The organism is Buttiauxella sp. BIGb0471 (assembly GCF_024807715.1).
GTDB lineage: Bacteria > Pseudomonadota > Gammaproteobacteria > Enterobacterales > Enterobacteriaceae > Buttiauxella > Buttiauxella agrestis.
Map to the genome: position 1 here is coordinate 76,339 of NZ_JANUEU010000003.1, position 18,603 is coordinate 94,941.

At 50.9% G+C, this 18,603-nt stretch carries 18 protein-coding genes; 8 read left to right on the forward strand and 10 right to left on the reverse strand.

Annotated features, from left to right (window positions below; genetic code table 11):
• Positions 1–204 precede the first annotated feature (204 nt).
• The 8 genes from csrA to M2371_RS11210 form a co-directional block, all read right to left on the reverse strand.
• Positions 205–390, reverse strand: a complete 186-nt coding sequence (gene csrA, locus M2371_RS11175; RefSeq protein WP_013574027.1) for a carbon storage regulator CsrA — start codon at positions 388–390, stop codon at positions 205–207.
• Positions 391–639: 249 nt separating this feature from the next.
• Positions 640–3,267 (reverse strand): alanine--tRNA ligase, encoded by a 2,628-nt coding sequence (alaS, locus tag M2371_RS11180; RefSeq protein WP_172893413.1) that lies wholly within the window; start codon positions 3,265–3,267, stop codon positions 640–642.
• A gap of 161 nt (positions 3,268–3,428) precedes the next feature.
• On the reverse strand, positions 3,429–3,929 hold the full coding sequence (locus M2371_RS11185; RefSeq protein WP_172893412.1) for a regulatory protein RecX: 501 nt from the start codon (positions 3,927–3,929) through the stop codon (positions 3,429–3,431).
• 75 nt (positions 3,930–4,004) lie between these two features.
• Positions 4,005–5,069: a recombinase RecA gene (gene recA / locus M2371_RS11190; RefSeq protein ID WP_064560504.1), complete on the reverse strand. Its 1,065-nt coding sequence runs from the start codon at positions 5,067–5,069 to the stop codon at positions 4,005–4,007.
• A gap of 83 nt (positions 5,070–5,152) precedes the next feature.
• Positions 5,153–5,662: a nicotinamide-nucleotide amidase gene (gene pncC / locus M2371_RS11195; RefSeq protein WP_259267738.1), complete on the reverse strand. Its 510-nt coding sequence runs from the start codon at positions 5,660–5,662 to the stop codon at positions 5,153–5,155.
• A gap of 130 nt (positions 5,663–5,792) precedes the next feature.
• Positions 5,793–6,671 (reverse strand): metal ABC transporter substrate-binding protein, encoded by an 879-nt coding sequence (locus tag M2371_RS11200; protein WP_259267739.1) that lies wholly within the window; start codon positions 6,669–6,671, stop codon positions 5,793–5,795.
• Complete coding sequence (locus M2371_RS11205; RefSeq protein ID WP_172893409.1) at positions 6,668–7,552, reverse strand: metal ABC transporter permease; 885 nt, start codon at positions 7,550–7,552, stop codon at positions 6,668–6,670. Before M2371_RS11205 ends, M2371_RS11200 begins: the two co-directional genes overlap by 4 nt.
• Positions 7,549–8,277 (reverse strand): metal ABC transporter ATP-binding protein, encoded by a 729-nt coding sequence (locus tag M2371_RS11210; protein ID WP_259267740.1) that lies wholly within the window; start codon positions 8,275–8,277, stop codon positions 7,549–7,551. Before M2371_RS11210 ends, M2371_RS11205 begins: the two co-directional genes overlap by 4 nt.
• A gap of 292 nt (positions 8,278–8,569) precedes the next feature.
• On the opposite strand from M2371_RS11210, the gene M2371_RS11215 reads away from it, so the two are divergent.
• The 7 genes from M2371_RS11215 (at position 8,570) to gutQ (ending at position 13,503) form a co-directional block, all read left to right on the forward strand.
• Complete coding sequence (locus M2371_RS11215) at positions 8,570–9,118, forward strand: PTS glucitol/sorbitol transporter subunit IIC (protein ID WP_172893407.1); 549 nt, start codon at positions 8,570–8,572, stop codon at positions 9,116–9,118.
• Positions 9,119–9,127: 9 nt separating this feature from the next.
• On the forward strand, positions 9,128–10,093 hold the full coding sequence (locus M2371_RS11220; RefSeq protein WP_172893406.1) for a PTS glucitol/sorbitol transporter subunit IIB: 966 nt from the start codon (positions 9,128–9,130) through the stop codon (positions 10,091–10,093).
• An 8-nt stretch (positions 10,094–10,101) separates the two neighbouring features.
• The gene (srlB, locus tag M2371_RS11225; protein ID WP_172893405.1) at positions 10,102–10,464 is read left to right on the forward strand and encodes a PTS glucitol/sorbitol transporter subunit IIA; all 363 of its coding nucleotides are present in this window, start codon (positions 10,102–10,104) and stop codon (positions 10,462–10,464) included.
• 19 nt (positions 10,465–10,483) lie between these two features.
• The gene (gene srlD, locus M2371_RS11230) at positions 10,484–11,263 is read left to right on the forward strand and encodes a sorbitol-6-phosphate dehydrogenase (RefSeq protein WP_172893404.1); all 780 of its coding nucleotides are present in this window, start codon (positions 10,484–10,486) and stop codon (positions 11,261–11,263) included.
• Positions 11,264–11,343: 80 nt separating this feature from the next.
• Positions 11,344–11,703, forward strand: a complete 360-nt coding sequence (gene gutM / locus M2371_RS11235; RefSeq protein WP_172893403.1) for a transcriptional regulator GutM — start codon at positions 11,344–11,346, stop codon at positions 11,701–11,703.
• A gap of 68 nt (positions 11,704–11,771) precedes the next feature.
• Positions 11,772–12,545 carry a DNA-binding transcriptional repressor gene (locus M2371_RS11240; RefSeq protein WP_172893402.1) on the forward strand — a complete coding sequence of 258 codons (774 nt, stop codon included), beginning with the start codon at positions 11,772–11,774 and terminating at the stop codon, positions 12,543–12,545.
• Positions 12,538–13,503, forward strand: a complete 966-nt coding sequence (gene gutQ / locus M2371_RS11245; RefSeq protein WP_172893401.1) for an arabinose-5-phosphate isomerase GutQ — start codon at positions 12,538–12,540, stop codon at positions 13,501–13,503. Before M2371_RS11240 ends, gutQ begins: the two co-directional genes overlap by 8 nt.
• 37 nt (positions 13,504–13,540) lie before the next feature.
• Here the strand turns inward: gutQ and mltB are convergent, their stop codons facing one another.
• Positions 13,541–14,614 (reverse strand): lytic murein transglycosylase B, encoded by a 1,074-nt coding sequence (gene mltB / locus M2371_RS11250; RefSeq protein ID WP_259267741.1) that lies wholly within the window; start codon positions 14,612–14,614, stop codon positions 13,541–13,543.
• A 250-nt stretch (positions 14,615–14,864) separates the two neighbouring features.
• On the opposite strand from mltB, the gene mutS reads away from it, so the two are divergent.
• Positions 14,865–17,426, forward strand: a complete 2,562-nt coding sequence (mutS, locus tag M2371_RS11255) for a DNA mismatch repair protein MutS (protein ID WP_259267742.1) — start codon at positions 14,865–14,867, stop codon at positions 17,424–17,426.
• Positions 17,427–17,532: 106 nt separating this feature from the next.
• Here the strand turns inward: mutS and rpoS are convergent, their stop codons facing one another.
• A complete protein-coding gene (gene rpoS / locus M2371_RS11260) occupies positions 17,533–18,525 on the reverse strand; it encodes an RNA polymerase sigma factor RpoS (RefSeq protein ID WP_034497934.1) in 993 nt (330 codons plus the stop codon).
• Positions 18,526–18,603: the final 78 nt, after the last annotated feature.

Here is an 18,603-nt window from a genome sequence, read left to right on the forward strand (position 1 = left end):
ATTCACACACAATTCGGGCGAATTCACGGCAAAAAGAGTGTTTTATCAACAAACAAGATAGGGGAAATGCGGTAAAGAAAGCGATCGGGACAAGTGAGAATTTGAGACGATGACAGGAAATATGGGAGGTATTGCGAGGTAATGCGAAGAAAATAAGCCTGTAAAACGAAGCGTCTCGCTAGTGGTTAGCGAGACGCAGTAACTTTAGTAACTCGTTTGTTGCGATTTTTCAGCCTGGATACGTTGGTAGATCTCTTCACGGTGAACAGAAACTTCCTTAGGGGCATTAACACCAATACGAACCTGGTTACCTTTTACCCCAAGTACTGTCACGGTCACCTCATCCCCAATCATGAGGGTCTCACCAACTCGACGAGTTAGAATCAGCATTCTTTGCTCCTTGAAAGATTAAAAGAGTCGGGTCTCTCTGTATCCCGGCATTCTCCATCATATACGCCAAAAAGTAAGTAGTGACAAACACATAAAGTGTGAACGGCCACGACACTACATTCTGTTATGACTAAGTCTAGCCGATATACGGGACTTTAACCTGACTTTATCATTATTGAGTGTGTGCAAATTAGTAAGACGCCATAACCTGAATGAGCTATGGCGTCTGTCTGCACTTTATTTTTTTACTTAGAGCTTCGCCAGGACCCAGGCTTCCACACCGGCCAGAGCGCCTGGCAATGCTGCCGCGTCTGTACCACCCGCTTGAGCCATATCTGGACGACCGCCCCCTTTGCCTCCAACTTGCTGGGCAATGACCCCAATCAGTTCCCCCGCCTTGACGCGGTCGGTCACATCTTTAGATACACCAGCAATCAAAGAAACTTTACCTTCGGATACCGTCGCCAGAACAATAATTGCGGAGCCAAGCTGATTTTTCAGGTCATCAACCATGGTACGCAACATCTTCGGTTCAACGTTGGCAAGCTCGCTCACAAGGAGTTTAACGCCTTTCACATCGACAGCTTTGCTGGAAAGGTTTGCACTCTCCTGCACCGCCTGCTGTTCTTTCAACTGCTGCAATTCTTTTTCTAGCTGACGGGTACGCTCCAGTACTGAACGCACTTTCTCATTCAGATTCTGGCTGTCGCCCTTAAGCAACTGTGCAATATCCTGCAACTGTTCGCTCTGCGCATGCAGATTTGCCAGCGCGCCTTCACCGGTAACAGCTTCAATACGACGAACGCCCGCAGCAGTACCTGATTCAGCAACAATACGGAACAGGCCAATATCGCCAGTACGTCTGGCGTGAATACCACCGCAGAGTTCAGTTGAGAAATCACCCATGCTCAGAACACGCACGTGATCATCATATTTCTCACCAAACAGAGCCATAGCACCTTTCGCTTTAGCCGATTCCAGGTCCATGACGTTGGTTTCGATTGGCAAGTTGCGGCGAATCTGGGCGTTCACGATATCTTCTACAGCACGCACTTCAGCCGGTTTCATCCCTTCAAAATGAGAGAAGTCAAAACGCAGGCCTTTGTCGTTTACCAGAGAACCTTTCTGCGCAACGTGAGTGCCCAGAACCTGGCGCAAAGCCGCATGCAGCAAGTGTGTCGCAGAGTGATTCAGACGAATGCGAGAACGACGCTCTTCATCAACTTCTGCTTTTACGCTATCGCCGACTTTCACAACGCCTGCAATTAACTTACCCAGATGACCGATAGCCTGGCCATACTTCTGCGTATCGCTGACAGCAAAATCTACGCCGTTTGCTTTAATCGCACCTTTGTCGCCAACCTGGCCGCCAGATTCTGCATAGAATGGCGTCTCGTTGAGTACAACAACTGCTTCTTGTCCGGCAGTAATTTGTTCTACCGCTTTACCATCAACAAACAGCGCGGTGACTTTCGCGGTCAAATCGGTGTGATCGTAACCTTTGAACTCAGAAGCAGAATCCACGCGAATCATGCTGTTGTAGTCAGCGCCAAAACCGCTGGACTCACGTGCACGACGGCGTTGCTCTTCCATCGCAGCTTCAAAGCCTGCCTCGTCAACCTTGAGGTTACGTTCACGGCAAACATCGGCTGTCAGGTCAACCGGGAAACCGTAGGTGTCGTACAGACGGAAAGCAGTTTCGCCATCCAGAGTGTCGCCGGTCAGTTTCGCCAGTTCTTCATCCAGCAGCGCCAGGCCACGCTCAAGTGTACGAGCAAATTGCTCTTCTTCAGTTTTCAGAACTTGCTCAACCAGCGCTTGCTGGCGTTGCAGTTCTTCGCCCGCCGAACCCATCACTTCAACCAATGGGCCAACCAGTTTGTAGAAGAAGGTTTCTTTCGCGCCCAACATGTTGCCATGACGAATCGCGCGACGAATGATGCGACGCAGCACATAGCCACGACCTTCGTTCGACGGAGTAACGCCATCAGCAACCAGGAATGCGCAAGAACGAATATGGTCAGCGATAACACGCAGCGACTTGCTGGTCAGATCGGTTGCGCCAGTGACTTTGGCAACAGACTGAATCAGCTTGCTGAACAAGTCGATCTCGTAGTTGGAATTAACGTGTTGCAGTACAGCGGCAATACGCTCCAGCCCCATACCGGTATCAACCGACGGCTTCGGCAGTGGCAACATCGTGCCATCCTGCTGACGGTTGAACTGCATGAATACGAGGTTCCAGATTTCGATATAGCGGTCACCATCTTCTTCAGGACTGCCCGGAGGCCCGCCCCAGATGTGATCGCCATGGTCAAAGAAGATTTCTGTACATGGGCCGCAAGGACCGGTGTCACCCATCTGCCAGAAGTTGTCAGATGCGTAAGCGCCGCCTTTATTATCGCCAATGCGGATAATGCGCTCGCGCGGAACACCAACTTCTTTTTCCCAGATTTCAAACGCTTCGTCGTCAGTCTCGTATACCGTGACCCACAAACGGTCTTTTGGCAGGTTAAACCACTGCTCGCCGGTCAATAATTCCCATGCGAAATTGATGGCATCATGCTTGAAATAATCGCCGAAGCTGAAGTTACCCAGCATCTCAAAGAAAGTGTGGTGACGGGCAGTGTAACCGACGTTTTCCAGATCGTTGTGTTTACCACCTGCGCGGACACAACGTTGGGACGTTGTTGCACGGGAATAATTACGTTTGTCGAGACCAAGGAATACATCCTTGAACTGGTTCATCCCGGCATTGGTAAACAGCAAAGTAGGATCGTTATTCGGAACCAGGGAGCTACTCGCTACAACCTGGTGACCTTTACTATGGAAAAAATCGAGAAACGCCTGACGGATCTCAGCGGTGCTCTTGCTCATAATTATCCTGAAATCAAGCTAACGAGGAGTTAGCAAACCGGTCATAGCCAATTTTGATGCTTTGGTCTTGACCTGTTTGCCTGGAAAAAGTGGGAATAAGATAAGTTTTCTTATCGGGGAAGTAAAATCCCGCGTGGCCCTAATCGGCAAAATTTAGATATTTACCGTGAATAAACGCCCTGGACATCTTCCATGAAGAATCCGCGGTATAGAAGAAAACGCTGCACCTTAGCTCGTTCTTTCCATTCTGTTGGAAGCGGCTCACCAAATTTTCGCTCAGCAATTTCTTGTGCCATCACCTGCCAGTCTATTTCGCAATTCAGCATTGCAACTTCACTCGTCTCTCGCGAAATACCTTTGCTTTGTAATTCCTGGCGAATACGCTGCGGACCATAACCTTTGCGGCCACGACTGGCGATAAAGCGTGTGGCGAAAAGTTCGTCATCCAGCCAGCGATGTTCATAACACCAGGCAATCACCTTTTCGATATCTTCTGGCGTAACGGGATCTTCTTCTGTTTTTGGTTTTCCGGGAAAAGTCGGCTGGGCCGAAAGTTTGCGGCGCAGTTCTTGTTCGCTGTGATCGCGCATCGCCAAAATACGAGTGGCTTTGTCTAACAAGCGAGAATAAGGGCTGCGGCGGGAAGTAGATTCAGCAGGCATAGCGGATAACCTGTTTAAAAGAAAATGTAGTTACGCAGAAACAAACAAGGGCTGCCGTAGCAGCCCTCATGGGATTTAGAAGTCTTCTTTCGTTTCGGCAACGTCTTTGTCGTGGTCATCAGCAACAAAGTCTGGTGTGCCATCTGGATTATTCAGCAGCATATCACGCAGTTTCTTCTCGATTTCAGCAGCCATTGGCTTGTTTTCTTTCAGGAAGTTACTGGAGTTTGATTTGCCCTGGCCAATCTTCTCACCGTTGTAGCTATACCAGGCGCCCGCTTTTTCAATCAGCTTGTGCTTCACGCCTAAATCAACCAGCTCGCCGTAGAAGTTAATACCTTCGCCGTACATGATCTGGAATTCAGCCTGTTTAAACGGTGCAGCAATTTTGTTTTTAACGACTTTAACGCGAGTTTCACTCCCCACCACGTTATCACCATCTTTCACCGCGCCAATACGACGGATATCCAGACGAACAGAAGCGTAGAACTTCAGCGCGTTACCACCGGTAGTGGTTTCTGGGTTACCAAACATCACACCAATTTTCATACGAATCTGGTTGATGAAGATAAGCAGAGTATTGGATTGCTTAAGGTTACCCGCCAGTTTACGCATGGCCTGGCTCATCATACGTGCCGCAAGGCCCATGTGAGAGTCACCGATTTCGCCTTCAATTTCAGCTTTTGGCGTCAGAGCGGCAACGGAGTCAACAACCAGAACGTCTACCGCACCAGAACGTGCCAACGCATCACAAATTTCCAGCGCTTGCTCGCCAGTGTCCGGCTGTGAACACAGCAGGTTGTCGATATCTACGCCCAGTTTCTTAGCATAAATCGGGTCCAGAGCGTGCTCGGCATCGATAAACGCACACGTTTTACCTTCACGTTGAGCGGCGGCGATAACTTGCAAAGTCAGCGTCGTTTTACCAGAAGACTCTGGCCCGTAGATTTCAACGATACGACCCATTGGCAGGCCACCGGCCCCCAGAGCGATATCCAGTGAAAGTGAACCGGTAGAGATCGTTTCCACGTCCATGGTACGGTCTTCACCCAGACGCATGATGGAGCCTTTACCAAATTGTTTTTCAATTTGGCCAAGTGCTGCCGCTAACGCCTTCTGTTTGTTTTCGTCGATAGCCATTTTTACTCCTGTCATGCAGGGTGATACACGGATGTGCCACACTGCTTACTATGCTGTTTTGTTGAGCCAATTATACTGTATAGTCATACAGTATCAAGCTTATTTTTGAGAAATTCTTCCCACAGAGTTTGCAGTGCGTATTCCGTGGCCTGGCGGCGAACTGAGTCACGGTCGCCGTCAAAACATTGATGGTGTGCAACCGTTCCATCTTTCTTTGAAGCAAAACCAAACCACACCGTACCGACGGGTTTTTCAGCACTGCCGCCATTTGGCCCGGCAATTCCGCTGACAGCAACCGCGAAGTCTGCTGCGGCCGCGTATAACGCCCCTTGCGCCATTTCGCGCACTACGGCTTCACTCACTGCGCCGTGGGTTTCCAGGGTGCCGCTGTCAACACCAATCATCTGATGTTTTGCTTCATTACTGTAGGTAACAAAGCCGCGTTCAAACCAGGCGGAACTGCCCGAAACATCGGTAATCACTTTCGCAATCCAGCCACCAGTACAAGATTCAGCAGTGGTAAGAATGGCACCGAGCTGACCCAGCGCTTCACCGACCTGGTGACTTAATTGACGCAATGTTTTCTCTGTCATGTTGGCCCCGATTGTAGACATATCGCAGGCCTACACGATAGCACTTAACGACGCTTTCAGAGGATTACATTAGATAACGCGAGGATGTTCCAGAAAAAACAGAACGGCCAGCGAATGCTGGCCGATTAAATCACTTCATGCTGTTAGCAATGGCGTCCACATTGTGTTTAAACGCCATTTCATAGGTACTGGCTGGGCCACCTGCAGGTGAAAGTGCTTCAGGATAAAGCTCGCCCCCCGGCTGTGCGCCACTGGCCGCTGCAATTTGTTTTACCAATCGAGGGTCGGTCTGGTTCTCAATAAAGTAAGTTTTGATGTGCTGATTTTTAAGCTGTTTAATGAGTGTCGCAACATCGCTGGCGCTCGCTTCAGCTTCTGTTGAAAAACCCACTGGTGCAAGGAAAGTGACACCATATTCCTGGCCAAAATATCCGAATGCATCGTGACTGGTGAGCACTTTGCGGTGCGATTTTGGAATAGACTCAAAGCGCGTTTTCGCCCAGCTATCCAACAGTTTCAAGCGCGTGACATACTCGGTGCCGCTTTCACTAATCGCTGCCGCATCTTCAGGGTCGGCAGCCATCAGCGCTTTAGTAATATTCTGCGCGTAGATAGCTCCGTTTTCAGCACTGTTCCAGGCGTGCGGGTCGGTAATTTGCTTACCCTCCTCCTCCATTTTACGCGTGGAAACGCCTTCGGAAGCGACAATCACTTTGCCTTTATATCCTGACGCACTCACCAGGCGGTCCATCCACCCTTCCATTCCCAGCCCGCTCACAATAACCACGTCAGCTTTGCTTAACGCGACGCTGTCTTGTGGTGAAGGTTCAAAGCTATGGGGATCACCATCTGGCCCCACCAGACTTTTCACCGTCACATGCTCACCGCCAACCTGTTTTGCCATATCAGCCAGCACCGTAAAACTGGCAACCACATTGAGGTTTTTAGCGAGTGCCGCCTGGCTGGAGCAAGCCAGCACCAATGCCATCATCATCCCAAAACGTTTCATTTAATCCCCTTGCTTGTTGTTATCCAGCCTCTACAAAGGCTCCGAACCAGCCCGCTACGCGAACCAAAAAGTATTGAGATAAAAAAGCCTACGCTTGCCGTTAATACGATGGCCGGGCCTGCGGGGAGTGCTGCGGCAAAAGACCACGCCAACCCAAGCCAGGCAGATAACAGGCCGCAAATCACGGCAATCAGCATCGCGCCTGGTAACGTTTTCGCCCAGCAACGCGCAGAAACAGCGGGTAGCATCATCAATCCGACAGACATCAGCGTGCCGAGAATTTGAAATCCCGCGACCAGATTAAGCACCAGCAACGCGAGAAAAACACCGTGTATAAAATGGGGAGCAAAGCGGTTATTAACCTGCAAAAAGCTGCGGTCAAAGGTTTCCATCACCAGCCCTCGATACAATCCGGCCAGAATAAGCAACGTCACGCTCGCAATCACGCCAACAAAGAGAGTGGCCTGGCTATCCACCGCCAGAATGGAACCGAACAATAGATGCAGCAAATCGACACTGGAACCCCGTAACGATATCAGCGTCACGCCCAATGCCAATGAGCCGAGATAGAACCCGGCAAAACTGGCATCTTCTTTCAGATTGGTTCGTGAACTCACCAGGCCTGAGATTAACGCCACCATCACGCCCGCAACAAAACCACCAATGCCCATGGCGATCAATGACATACCTGCCAATAAATACCCTACGGCAACACCGGGTAAAATCGCGTGCGAAAGCGCATCGCCCACCAGGCTCATGCGTCGCAGTAAAAGGAAAATCCCCAACGGAGCGGTACTAATCGATAACGCCAGACACGCCACCAGCGCCCGGCGCATAAAGCCATAGTCGATAAAGGGTTCGATTAAAAAGTGATAAATCATGCGGATAACGCCAGAGGTGTGCCTGTTTGCGAGTAACGAGGCAACACTTGAGCAGCATCCCCCCAATGGAAATTGTCTTGCTCAAGCAGTAAAACTTGCGGGAAATGCCTGCTGACGCGTTCGTTGTCGTGCAGTACCGCCATGACCGTTTGCCCTGCCTGGTGCATCTGGCAGATTAACGTCATCAAAAAATCACTGGTTTGGGAATCAACGCCGGTAAAGGGTTCATCCAGCAATACCAGCGGCGCGTTTTGTACCAGCAGCCGCGCGAATAACATTCTTTGAAACTGACCACCGGACAACATTTCGATAGGTTTTTTGCTGTAAGCGCCTAAACCAACGCGCTCAATTGCATCGGTTACTTGCAGGCGATTTTGGCGATTCAACGCAGAAAACAGGCCACGCGCAGGCCATGCTCCCATGCAAACCACATCGTAAACGGTGGTAGGGAACTGCCGTTCCATCTCGGCGAGCTGCGGCAACCACGCAATACGAGGGGCGCATCCATCGGTAAAGGATAATTGCCCGGATACCGGCGGCTGAAGCTTCAGCAGCGTTTTGAGTAAGGTCGATTTCCCTGTGCCGTTCGCACCGATGATGGCCGTCATGCTGCCTTGCGTAATATGGCCGGTTAATGGCGCTGTTACGGCCTTTCCCTGGTAGCCCAGCACTAAATGATTTAGCGAGATCATGGCAGTGCAATCGCCCATAAAATTGCCAGCCATAGCCCAGCCAGCAAAATTAAGACGGCGCAAAATCGTACCGGCGCAGCCATGGTAAAGAGTGTCCGTGAAGGAAGCATTGCGGGATAAACCACTTAATTTGATTTGTTATAACATAACATAAACCACCCTCACCACTTTGTAAATAACCAAACCCCTTTCACCTCAAAACCTTTCAAATTGATCATTTTATATTTCACAATGAGATCTAAATAACATCTTTTGATGTTTCAAAGTGATTATTATTAATTGCCACTGAGCATAACAGTGAGCATTTACCCTACAGGAGAGAACAATGATCGACATGATTACCCACGGGGCAGAATGGTTTATTGGCCTGTTTCAGAAAGGGGGAGAAGTCTTTACCAGTATGGTGACCGGTATTCTTCCACTGCTAATAAGCCTGCTGGTTGTAATGAACGCGCTGATTAATTTTATCGGCCAGCATCGTATAGAACGGATGGCGCAACGTTGCGCTGGCAACCCCGTTTCCCGCTACCTGCTATTACCCTTCATCGGCACTTTCGTGTTCTGCAACCCAATGACACTCAGCCTCGGGCGTTTTATGCCTGAGAAATATAAACCCAGCTACTACGCCGCAGCTTCCTACAGTTGCCATTCCATGAACGGCCTGTTTCCACACATTAATCCTGGCGAACTCTTTGTTTATCTGGGTATTGCCAGCGGGTTAACCACGCTGGGTCTGCCGCTTGGCCCACTTGCGGTGAGCTACCTCCTGGTCGGCCTGGTGACTAACTTTTTCCGCGGCTGGATAACGGATCTCACTACGTCGGTTTTCGAGAAGAAAATGGGTATTGAGCTTGAACGTCAGGTACGACTCTAAGGAAAAATCATGACTCAAAGCATTCGTATTGAAAAAGGCCATGGTGGTTGGGGTGGCCCGTTGATTCTGCCGGTCGAACCGGGGAAAAAGATCGTCTATATCACCGCTGGCACGCGTCCGGCAATTATCGACAAACTCAGTGAAATGACGGGTTGGGAAGCCGTGGATGCCTTTAAAGAAGGTGAGCCACCGGAAGCGGAAATTGCCGTGGCGGTGATCGACTGCGGCGGCACTTTACGCTGCGGGCTGTACCCAAAACGCCATATTCCCACCATTAATATTCATGCCACCGGTAAATCAGGCCCGATGGCGCAGTACATCGTTGAAGATATTTATGTCTCGGCGGTCCGGGAAGAAAACATCCGTTGGGAAAACAGTGAGTCACAGGCGGCAGAAAAGGCCCCTATACGTGATTACGACACCAGCAAAAAAATCACCGAACAGAGTGATGGCTTGTTGGCAAAAGTAGGCATGGGAATGGGTTCCGCAGTGGCCGTTTTATTCCAGGCCGGGCGCGACACCATCGACACAGTGCTGAAAACTATTCTGCCATTTATGGCATTCGTTTCCGCCCTGATTGGCATCATCATAGCTTCAGGGCTTGGCGACTGGATCGCTCACGGCCTGGCTCCATTAGCGAATAACCCAATAGGGCTAATCACTCTGGCTCTTATATGTTCATTCCCGCTGCTCTCCCCTTTCCTGGGACCTGGCGCAGTTATCGCTCAGGTCATTGGTGTGCTTATCGGCGTACAAATTGGTCAGGGGCATATTCCGCCACATTTGGCCCTGCCAGCGCTGTTTGCCATTAACGCCCAGGCCGCCTGCGATTTTATTCCCGTTGGGCTTTCTTTGGCTGAAGCCCGCCAGGATACCGTTCGTGTCGGCGTGCCGTCTGTGCTGGTTGGCCGTTTTTTAACGGGTGCACCAACGGTACTGATTGCCTGGCTGGTATCCGGTTTTATCTATCAATAGGAGCCACAATGCAGACTATTTATATGACCACCATCACTCATATTGGCCAACACGCCCGTGAAGCGCTGGAAGACAACATGCTGATTACCTTCCGGGAAGGTGCGCCTGCGGATATTCAGGATTTCTGCTTTATCCATAATCCCGGACCTCTGACTGGCACCTTGCGCCCCGGCATTAGCTTTGAACTCAACGGGCAGCATTACGACGTCACCGCAGTGGGTGATGTTGCCCAGCAAAATTTACAGGAATTAGGGCATATCACCCTGCGTTTTGATGGCGGCGTTTTGCCGGAATACCCCGGCACCGTTCACGTAAAAGGCCCGCTACCAGAGGGAATTGAACCCGGTTGCCGGTTAACATTTTTAGCATAAGACATTGAAGGAGTTAAACATGAATCAAGTTGCCGTTGTCATCGGTGGAGGGCAAACGCTCGGGGCGTTTCTCTGCCATGGGCTGGCTCAGGAAGGTTACAAAGTAGCCGTAGTAGACATTCAGAGTGAAAAAGCGGCCCGCGTGGCACAGGAGATTAACGAACAATACGGTGCAGGAATAGCCTGGGGATTCGGTTCAGATGCGACGAGCGAACAAAGTGTGACGGTCCTTGCGCAGGGAGTCGATGAGATTTTTGGCCAGGTCGATTTGCTGGTGTATAGCGCAGGCATTGCCAAAGCCGCATTTATTGGTGATTTTGCGCTAGGCGATTTCGACCGTTCGCTACAGGTGAATTTGGTGGGCTACTTCCTGTGCGCCAGAGAGTTCTCACGCTTAATGATCCGCGACAACATCAAAGGCCGCATCATCCAGATCAATTCTAAATCGGGCAAAGTGGGCAGCAAACATAACTCCGGCTACAGCGCGGCCAAGTTTGGCGGTGTGGGGCTGACACAATCTCTGGCGCTGGATCTGGCGGAGTACGGGATTACCGTTCACTCATTGATGCTCGGCAACCTTTTGAAATCCCCAATGTTTCAATCGTTATTGCCGCAATATGCGCAAAAGCTTGGCATTGCCGCCGACGAGGTCGAACAGTATTACGTCGACAAGGTGCCCCTCAAACGCGGTTGCGACTACCAGGATGTGCTTAATACGCTGCTGTTTTATGCCAGCGAAAAAGCATCGTACTGCACCGGGCAATCTATCAATGTGACCGGCGGGCAGGTGATGTTCTAACTCTCCCAATTCCCCCCGAGAACAGCAGTTATAGGGTGGATTAGCGTAAGCGACATCCACCCATACTTTCAGGAGAATCCATGGTTAATTCACTTATCGCTCTCGCCGTCATCGCCTGGCTAAGCCAACTCATTTTGGGTGGCTGGCAAATTCGCAACTTCAATCGTGCTTTCGACCAGTTGTGTAAACAGGGCAGCGTTGGGATTGGCCGCTCGTCCGGCCGTTTCAAACCTCGTGTTGTCATTGCTCTGGCTTTTGACGAACAGCAAAACGTTCGCGACAGTTTAATGATGAAAGGTCTGACTATTTTCGCCCGCCCACGACCCGTGTCACAGTTACATGGACATAACCGTCAGCAATTAAAGCCTGATGTGATCTTCCCCCATGATCAGAACTGTCAGAATGCACTATCATTAGCGCTCAAATTGAAACAAGGTTAATTTCGTTTCGAATGCTTATTGCTTGCGAAATTAGCGAATCGAAAATTATTGCAAGGTAATAAGAACCTATGAAACCACGTCAGCGGCAGGCGGCGATTCTGGAACACCTGCAAAAACAGGGAAAGTGTTCTGTAGAAGATCTCGCTCATCATTTTCAAACAACGGGCACGACGATTCGTAAAGATTTGGTCTTACTGGAAACTGCCGGTTCGGTAATACGTACCTATGGCGGCGTCGTGCTCAGTAAAGATGAGCCAGACCCGCCAATTGACCATAAAACGCTCATTAATACTGAGCAAAAACAGAAAATTGCCGATGCCGCAGTCCAGTACATCCATGATGGCGACTCCATCATTCTAGACGCGGGCAGCACCGTGTTACAGATGGTTCCCCTACTCCAGCGTTTCAACAACATCACCGTGATGACCAATAGCCTGCATATCGTGAATGCACTTTCAGAGCTGGATAACGAACAAACCATTCTGATGCCTGGCGGAACCTTCCGTAAAAAATCGGCATCGTTCCATGGTCAACTGGCCGAAACTGCCTTCGAACATTTCAGCTTCGACAAACTGTTTATGGGTACCGATGGCATAGATCTGAATGCGGGAGTGACGACTTTTAACGAGGTCTACACCGTCAGCAAGGCAATGTGCAATGCTGCGCGCCAGGTGATCCTGATGGCCGACTCTTCAAAATTTGGCCGTAAAAGTCCGAATATCGTCTGCGGGCTGGAGAGTGTCGATACCATCATTACCGACAGCGGTATCAGCGCGGAATTTTTAACTGCGCTACGGGAAAAAGGTGTGAACGTCATAGTGACTGGAGGTGACCATGAGTGAACGGATGATCAATGCCGCGCGGGAAACATTGCTCCTTGAATTACAAGAAGCCAGCCGTCTGCCGGATCGTTTGGGCAAAGATTTTGTTGCCGCCGCAAACGCGGTACTGGCCTGCCAGGGAAAAGTGGTCGTTTCCGGCATGGGGAAATCCGGGCATATCGGTAAGAAAATTGCTGCATCACTTGCCAGCACAGGAACCCCCGCTTTCTTTGTCCACCCTGCGGAAGCATTGCATGGCGATCTGGGCATGATTGAAAGCCGCGATATTCTGCTGTTTATATCCTATTCTGGCACCGCCAAAGAGCTTGATCTGATCATCCCACGCTTACAGGAGAAAGCCATTTCACTGATTGCGATTACCGGGAAATCTGAGTCACCTTTGGCGAAAGCCGCGCTCGCCACGCTGGATATTTCCGTGGAGCGTGAAGCTTGCCCAATGCGCCTTGCTCCAACATCAAGCGCAGTAAATACATTGATGATGGGTGACGCTTTGGCGATGGCCGTGATGCAAGAACGTGGCTTTAATGAAGAAGATTTTGCGCGCTCCCATCCTGCTGGGGCTCTGGGTGCTCGCTTGTTGAATCGCGTTCACCATCTGATGCGCACCGAAGATCAACTTCCGGTCGTTACAGATAAAGCCACGGTGATGGATGCCATGCTGGAGTTAAGCCGCACCGGTCTTGGCCTGGTCGCGGTGTGCAGTCAAGACAACCTGGTAACAGGTGTATTTACCGATGGAGACCTTCGCCGTTGGCTGGTTGGCGGTGGAAAACTTGAAGCATCCATTAATACTGCAATGACCCGTTCCGGCATCGTACTCAATGCTGATGCTCGCGCTATTGATGCCAAGGAGATACTGATGAAAAAACGCATCAGTGCCGCGCCCGTAGTGGATGGAGGCGGCAAATTAGTGGGTGCAATCAACCTGCACGATTTCCATCAAGCGGGAATTCTTTAAAATTACGATGCCCGCCCCGTGAGGGGCGAGCATGCTGTTACTGAACGCGAGCCAGCGCAACCGCCTGACCTAGCTGCCAGACCGCCATCGCATAATGCGTGCTGTGGTTGTAGCGCGTGATGGTGTAGAAGTTCGGCATGCCGTACCAGTACTGGTATCTGTCACCCATATCCAGACGCAACAAACTGGCTTCCTGATGATTCCCCAGGGAACTTTGTGGGGTAAGTCCGGACTGCTGCAACGCAGAAACCGAATATTTGGTTTTGAAACCGTTCGCCAGCCCAGGGACCTGGCCGTTGGCCGGAACCGCGACCAAATCACCCTTCACCCAACCGTGACCCTTAAAGTAATTCGCGACGCTACCAATGGCGTCTTCCGGATCCCATAGATTCACATGGCCGTCACCGTTGAAATCAACAGCGTATTCTTTAAAGGAAGATGGCATAAACTGGCCGTAGCCCATCGCCCCGGCAAACGAACCTTTCAATGCCAGCGGATCATCGCCTTCATTTCGCGCCATCAACAGGAAGGTTTCCAGTTCGCCCGAGAAGTATTGCGCACGACGCGGATAAGCAAATGACAACGTCGCCAGTGCATCAATGATGCGCGTTTTACCCATCACGCGGCCCCAGCGGGTTTCCACCCCGATAATCCCGACGATAATTTCCGGTGGTACGCCGTAAACCTGGAAAGCACGTTTCAGCGCGTCATCATATTGATTCCAGAACACAACGCCATTTTGCACGTTATCTGGCGTAATGAACTTAGCGCGATAACGTAACCATGCGCCATTTGGACCCGGAGGTGGCGCGGTGGTTGGCGCTTGTTGATCCATCAAACGCAGCACGTAATCTAATCTTTTCGCCTGAGAAAGCACTTCATGCAATTGCTGGCGGTCAAAGCCGTGTTCGCTCACCATTTTATTGATGAACTTCTCGGCTTCAGGATTATTGGCAAAATCCCCCGTCTGCATAAAGACATCATGCTGCGGCTGCAACAGGAAACCACCCGAAGGCGTGCCGGCTTGCTGCTGCGGAGTTTCAGTTTTCGGTTTGCTGCTACATGCGGCCAGCAAAACAATAAGCGGAAGTAACGCGACGGAGTAACGCATGTGTTGAGATATCCATATGACTAACGACGAATGTGTATTCCTTATGGTAAATCAAAATCACAGCGGGAGTAACAGACTCTGCGAGCCGACGCGAAGTTTTCCTGCTGTTTGGCGATATGTCATCGAGTGGTTCTATGGTGTAATAGCGAAGCTTTTCACGGTGAATCAGCTTCATGCGATAATGTGACCACTAACAATAATAAAAAATCGCAATTAACTTTTAATTCAATGGATTAAAAAGAAAAACATTATGAGTACAACGGAAAATTTCGACGCCCATACCCCAATGATGCAGCAGTATCTGCGCCTCAAAGCAGAACATCGCGACATCTTGTTGTTCTATCGCATGGGTGACTTTTACGAGTTGTTTTATGACGATGCAAAACGTGCGTCGCAGCTGCTCGATATTTCCCTGACTAAACGCGGCGCATCCGCTGGCGAGCCCATTCCCATGGCTGGCGTGCCGCATCACGCTATCGAAAACTATTTAGCCAAGCTCGTGAATCTGGGTGAATCTGCCGCCATTTGCGAACAAATTGGCGATCCGGCTACCAGCAAAGGGCCTGTCGAGCGCAAAGTCGTGCGCATCGTTACGCCAGGCACCATCAGTGATGAAGCCCTGCTGCAAGAGCGCCAGGACAACCTGCTGGCCGCCATCTGGCAAGACGGCAAAGGCTTTGGATATGCCACGCTCGATATCAGCTCCGGGCGTTTTCGCCTGTCCGAGCCGGAAGATATCGAAACTATGGCTGCCGAACTTCAGCGCACAAATCCTGCTGAACTGCTGTACGCAGAGGATTTTGCCGAGACGCGTTTAATTGAAGGCCGCCGTGGTTTACGTCGCCGCCCGCTGTGGGAATTTGAAATCTCCACCGCGCGCCAGCAGATGAATATGCAATTCGGCACTCGCGACCTCACCGGTTTTGGCGTCGAAAATGCCCATCACGCGTTATGTGCTGCTGGTTGCCTGTTGCAATACGTTAAAGACACGCAGCGTACTTCACTGCCGCACATCCGTTCAGTCACCATGGATCGCCAGCAAGACAGCATTATTATGGACGCCGCAACGCGCCGTAATCTGGAGATTACCCAGAACCTGTCTGGCGGCTTTGAAAACACGCTCGCGTCAGTGCTGGATTGCACCGTCACGCCGATGGGTAGCCGTATGCTCAAACGCTGGCTACATATGCCGATTCGTAATGTTGATATTCTGCAAAAACGCCAGCAGACCATTGCCGCTCTGCAGGATCGTAGCGCTGAAATTCAGCCGGTATTGCGTCAGGTCGGCGATCTCGAACGTATTCTGGCGCGTCTGGCCTTACGCACCGCGCGCCCGCGTGATTTAGCGCGTATGCGCCACGCATTCCAACAGTTGCCAGAACTGCGTGAGTTACTGGCCGACGTCCCGACTGACTATGTGCAAACACTGCGTGAGAACATGGGCGAATTCACCGAACTGCGTGAATTGCTCGAGCACGCTGTGGTTGAAGCGCCGCCCGTGCTGGTGCGCGATGGCGGTGTGATTGCGCCGGGCTATAACGAAGAGTTAGACGAATGGCGCGCGCTGGCAGATGGCGCGACAGATTATCTCGATAAACTGGAAATCCGCGAGCGTGAAAAACTCGGTCTGGATACGTTGAAGGTCGGTTTCAACGGCGTGCACGGGTATTACATTCAGATCAGCCGCAGCCAGAGTCACCACGCTCCAATTCACTACGTCCGCCGCCAGACGCTGAAAAATGCTGAACGCTATATCATTCCTGAACTGAAAGAGTACGAAGACAAAGTGCTCACCTCGAAAGGCAAAGCGCTGGCGCTGGAAAAACAGCTCTACGATCAGCTGTTCGACGCGTTGTTACCGCACCTTGAAGCGTTGCAACAAAGTGCGACCGCTCTCGCGGAACTCGATGTGCTGGTGAACCTCGCGGAGCGTGCTTACAGCCTAAATTACACCTGTCCGCAATTAAGCGATAAGCCAGGTATAAAAGTGATTGGAGGCCGCCATCCGGTAGTTGAACAAGTGCTTAGCGAGCCGTTTATCGCCAACCCGCTGAGCCTGGCTCCGCAACGCCGAATGCTGATTATTACTGGCCCGAACATGGGCGGTAAAAGTACCTATATGCGCCAGTCTGCGCTGATTGTCTTGCTTGCCTATATCGGCAGTTTTGTTCCCGCACAACAGGCGGAAATCGGCCCAATTGACCGTATCTTCACCCGTGTCGGTGCCGCAGATGACCTGGCATCCGGGCGCTCAACCTTTATGGTGGAGATGACCGAAACCGCCAATATTCTGCATAACGCTACCGAACACAGCCTGGTGTTGATGGATGAAATTGGCCGTGGAACGTCCACGTATGATGGTTTGTCGCTCGCCTGGGCGTGTGCCGAAAGCCTGGCAAATCGCATCAAAGCCATGACGCTGTTCGCCACGCACTATTTTGAGCTGACAACGCTGCCTGAAAAAATGGAAGGTGTAGCGAACGTTCACCTTGATGCGATTGAACATGGCGATACCATTGCGTTTATGCACAGCGTGCAAGACGGTGCAGCGAGCAAAAGTTATGGCCTGGCCGTTGCCGCGCTGGCGGGCGTGCCAAAAGAAGTGATTAAACGTGCGCGTCAAAAACTGCGCGAGCTGGAAACGCTTTCTAACAACACGGCAGCCACGCAAGTAGATGGTACACAGATGTCGCTGTTGTCAGTGGCGGAGGAAACCTCGCCTGCGGTTGAGGCGCTGGAAGCGTTAGATCCGGACTCGCTGTCACCCCGTCAGGCGCTGGAGTGGATTTATCGCCTGAAAAGTCTGGTGTAGAAAACACCGGATGGCGCTGCGCTTATCCGGCCTACAAAAAACATAAAAAAAGCGGTGACCTGAGTCACCGCTTTTTTATTTGAACAGTCGATTATTCGCGGAACATTTACTCGCGGAACAATGCTTCGATATTCAGACCTTGCGTCTGCAAAATTTCACGCAGACGACGCAGACCTTCAACCTGAATCTGACGAACACGTTCACGAGTCAGGCCGATTTCACGACCCACATCTTCCAGTGTTGCAGCTTCATAGCCTAGCAGTCCAAAACGACGAGCGAGCACTTCACGCTGTTTGGCGTTCAGTTCAAACAACCACTTAACGATACTTTGTTTCATATCGTCGTCTTGCGTGGTGTCTTCCGGGCCGTTGTCTTTTTCGTCAGCCAGAATATCCAGCAGCGCTTTTTCAGAATCGCCACCCAACGGGGTGTCTACTGAAGTAATGCGCTCGTTGAGACGCAGCATACGGCTAACATCATCAACCGGTTTATCCAGTTGCTCGGCAATCTCTTCTGCACTCGGCTCATGGTCAAGCTTGTGAGAGAGTTCGCGAGCGGTACGCAGATAAACGTTCAGCTCTTTCACGATATGAATCGGCAAGCGAATCGTACGGGTTTGGTTCATGATTGCCCGTTCGATGGTCTGACGAATCCACCATGTTGCATACGTTGAAAAACGGAACCCACGTTCTGGGTCAAATTTCTCAACGGCACGAATCAGCCCCAGATTACCCTCTTCAATCAAGTCCAGCAGAGCCAGACCGCGATTGCTATAACGACGGGCAATCTTAACCACCAGACGCAAGTTACTTTCAATCATGCGACGGCGGGAAGCGATATCACCACGCAGAGCGCGGCGGGCAAAATACACCTCTTCTTCGGCTGTCAATAATGGGGAATAACCAATCTCCCCAAGATAAAGCTGAGTCGCGTCAAGCACACGCTGAGTGGCCCCCTGTGACAACAACTCCTCTTCGGCTATGTCGTTATCACTGGGTTCCTCTTCTACGAGGGCTTTTTCGTCAAAGACCTCAACTCCATTCTCATCATATTCCGCGTCTTCATTTAACTCGTTAACTTTCAGCGTATTCTGACTCATAAGGTGGCTCCTACCCGTGATCCCTGGGCAAAATACTTATGTGCATAAATACAGATCTGCAGTTAAGTACTTCGCCGG

Bases quoted from the DNA above. Each gene is read 5' to 3' on its own strand.
- csrA (WP_013574027.1), bottom strand. From the start codon at position 390: ATGCTGATTCTAACTCGTCGAGTTGGTGAGACCCTCATGATTGGGGAT.
- alaS (WP_172893413.1), bottom strand. From the start codon at position 3,267: ATGAGCAAGAGCACCGCTGAGATCCGTCAGGCGTTTCTCGATTTTTTC.
- M2371_RS11185 (WP_172893412.1), bottom strand. From the start codon at position 3,929: ATGCCTGCTGAATCTACTTCCCGCCGCAGCCCTTATTCTCGCTTGTTA.
- recA (WP_064560504.1), bottom strand. From the start codon at position 5,069: ATGGCTATCGACGAAAACAAACAGAAGGCGTTAGCGGCAGCACTTGGC.
- pncC (WP_259267738.1), bottom strand. From the start codon at position 5,662: ATGACAGAGAAAACATTGCGTCAATTAAGTCACCAGGTCGGTGAAGCG.
- M2371_RS11200 (WP_259267739.1), bottom strand. From the start codon at position 6,671: ATGAAACGTTTTGGGATGATGATGGCATTGGTGCTGGCTTGCTCCAGC.
- M2371_RS11205 (WP_172893409.1), bottom strand. From the start codon at position 7,552: ATGATTTATCACTTTTTAATCGAACCCTTTATCGACTATGGCTTTATG.
- M2371_RS11210 (WP_259267740.1), bottom strand. From the start codon at position 8,277: ATGGCTGGCAATTTTATGGGCGATTGCACTGCCATGATCTCGCTAAAT.
- M2371_RS11215 (WP_172893407.1), top strand. From the start codon at position 8,570: ATGATCGACATGATTACCCACGGGGCAGAATGGTTTATTGGCCTGTTT.
- M2371_RS11220 (WP_172893406.1), top strand. From the start codon at position 9,128: ATGACTCAAAGCATTCGTATTGAAAAAGGCCATGGTGGTTGGGGTGGC.
- srlB (WP_172893405.1), top strand. From the start codon at position 10,102: ATGCAGACTATTTATATGACCACCATCACTCATATTGGCCAACACGCC.
- srlD (WP_172893404.1), top strand. From the start codon at position 10,484: ATGAATCAAGTTGCCGTTGTCATCGGTGGAGGGCAAACGCTCGGGGCG.
- gutM (WP_172893403.1), top strand. From the start codon at position 11,344: ATGGTTAATTCACTTATCGCTCTCGCCGTCATCGCCTGGCTAAGCCAA.
- M2371_RS11240 (WP_172893402.1), top strand. From the start codon at position 11,772: ATGAAACCACGTCAGCGGCAGGCGGCGATTCTGGAACACCTGCAAAAA.
- gutQ (WP_172893401.1), top strand. From the start codon at position 12,538: ATGAGTGAACGGATGATCAATGCCGCGCGGGAAACATTGCTCCTTGAA.
- mltB (WP_259267741.1), bottom strand. From the start codon at position 14,614: ATGCGTTACTCCGTCGCGTTACTTCCGCTTATTGTTTTGCTGGCCGCA.
- mutS (WP_259267742.1), top strand. From the start codon at position 14,865: ATGAGTACAACGGAAAATTTCGACGCCCATACCCCAATGATGCAGCAG.
- rpoS (WP_034497934.1), bottom strand. From the start codon at position 18,525: ATGAGTCAGAATACGCTGAAAGTTAACGAGTTAAATGAAGACGCGGAA.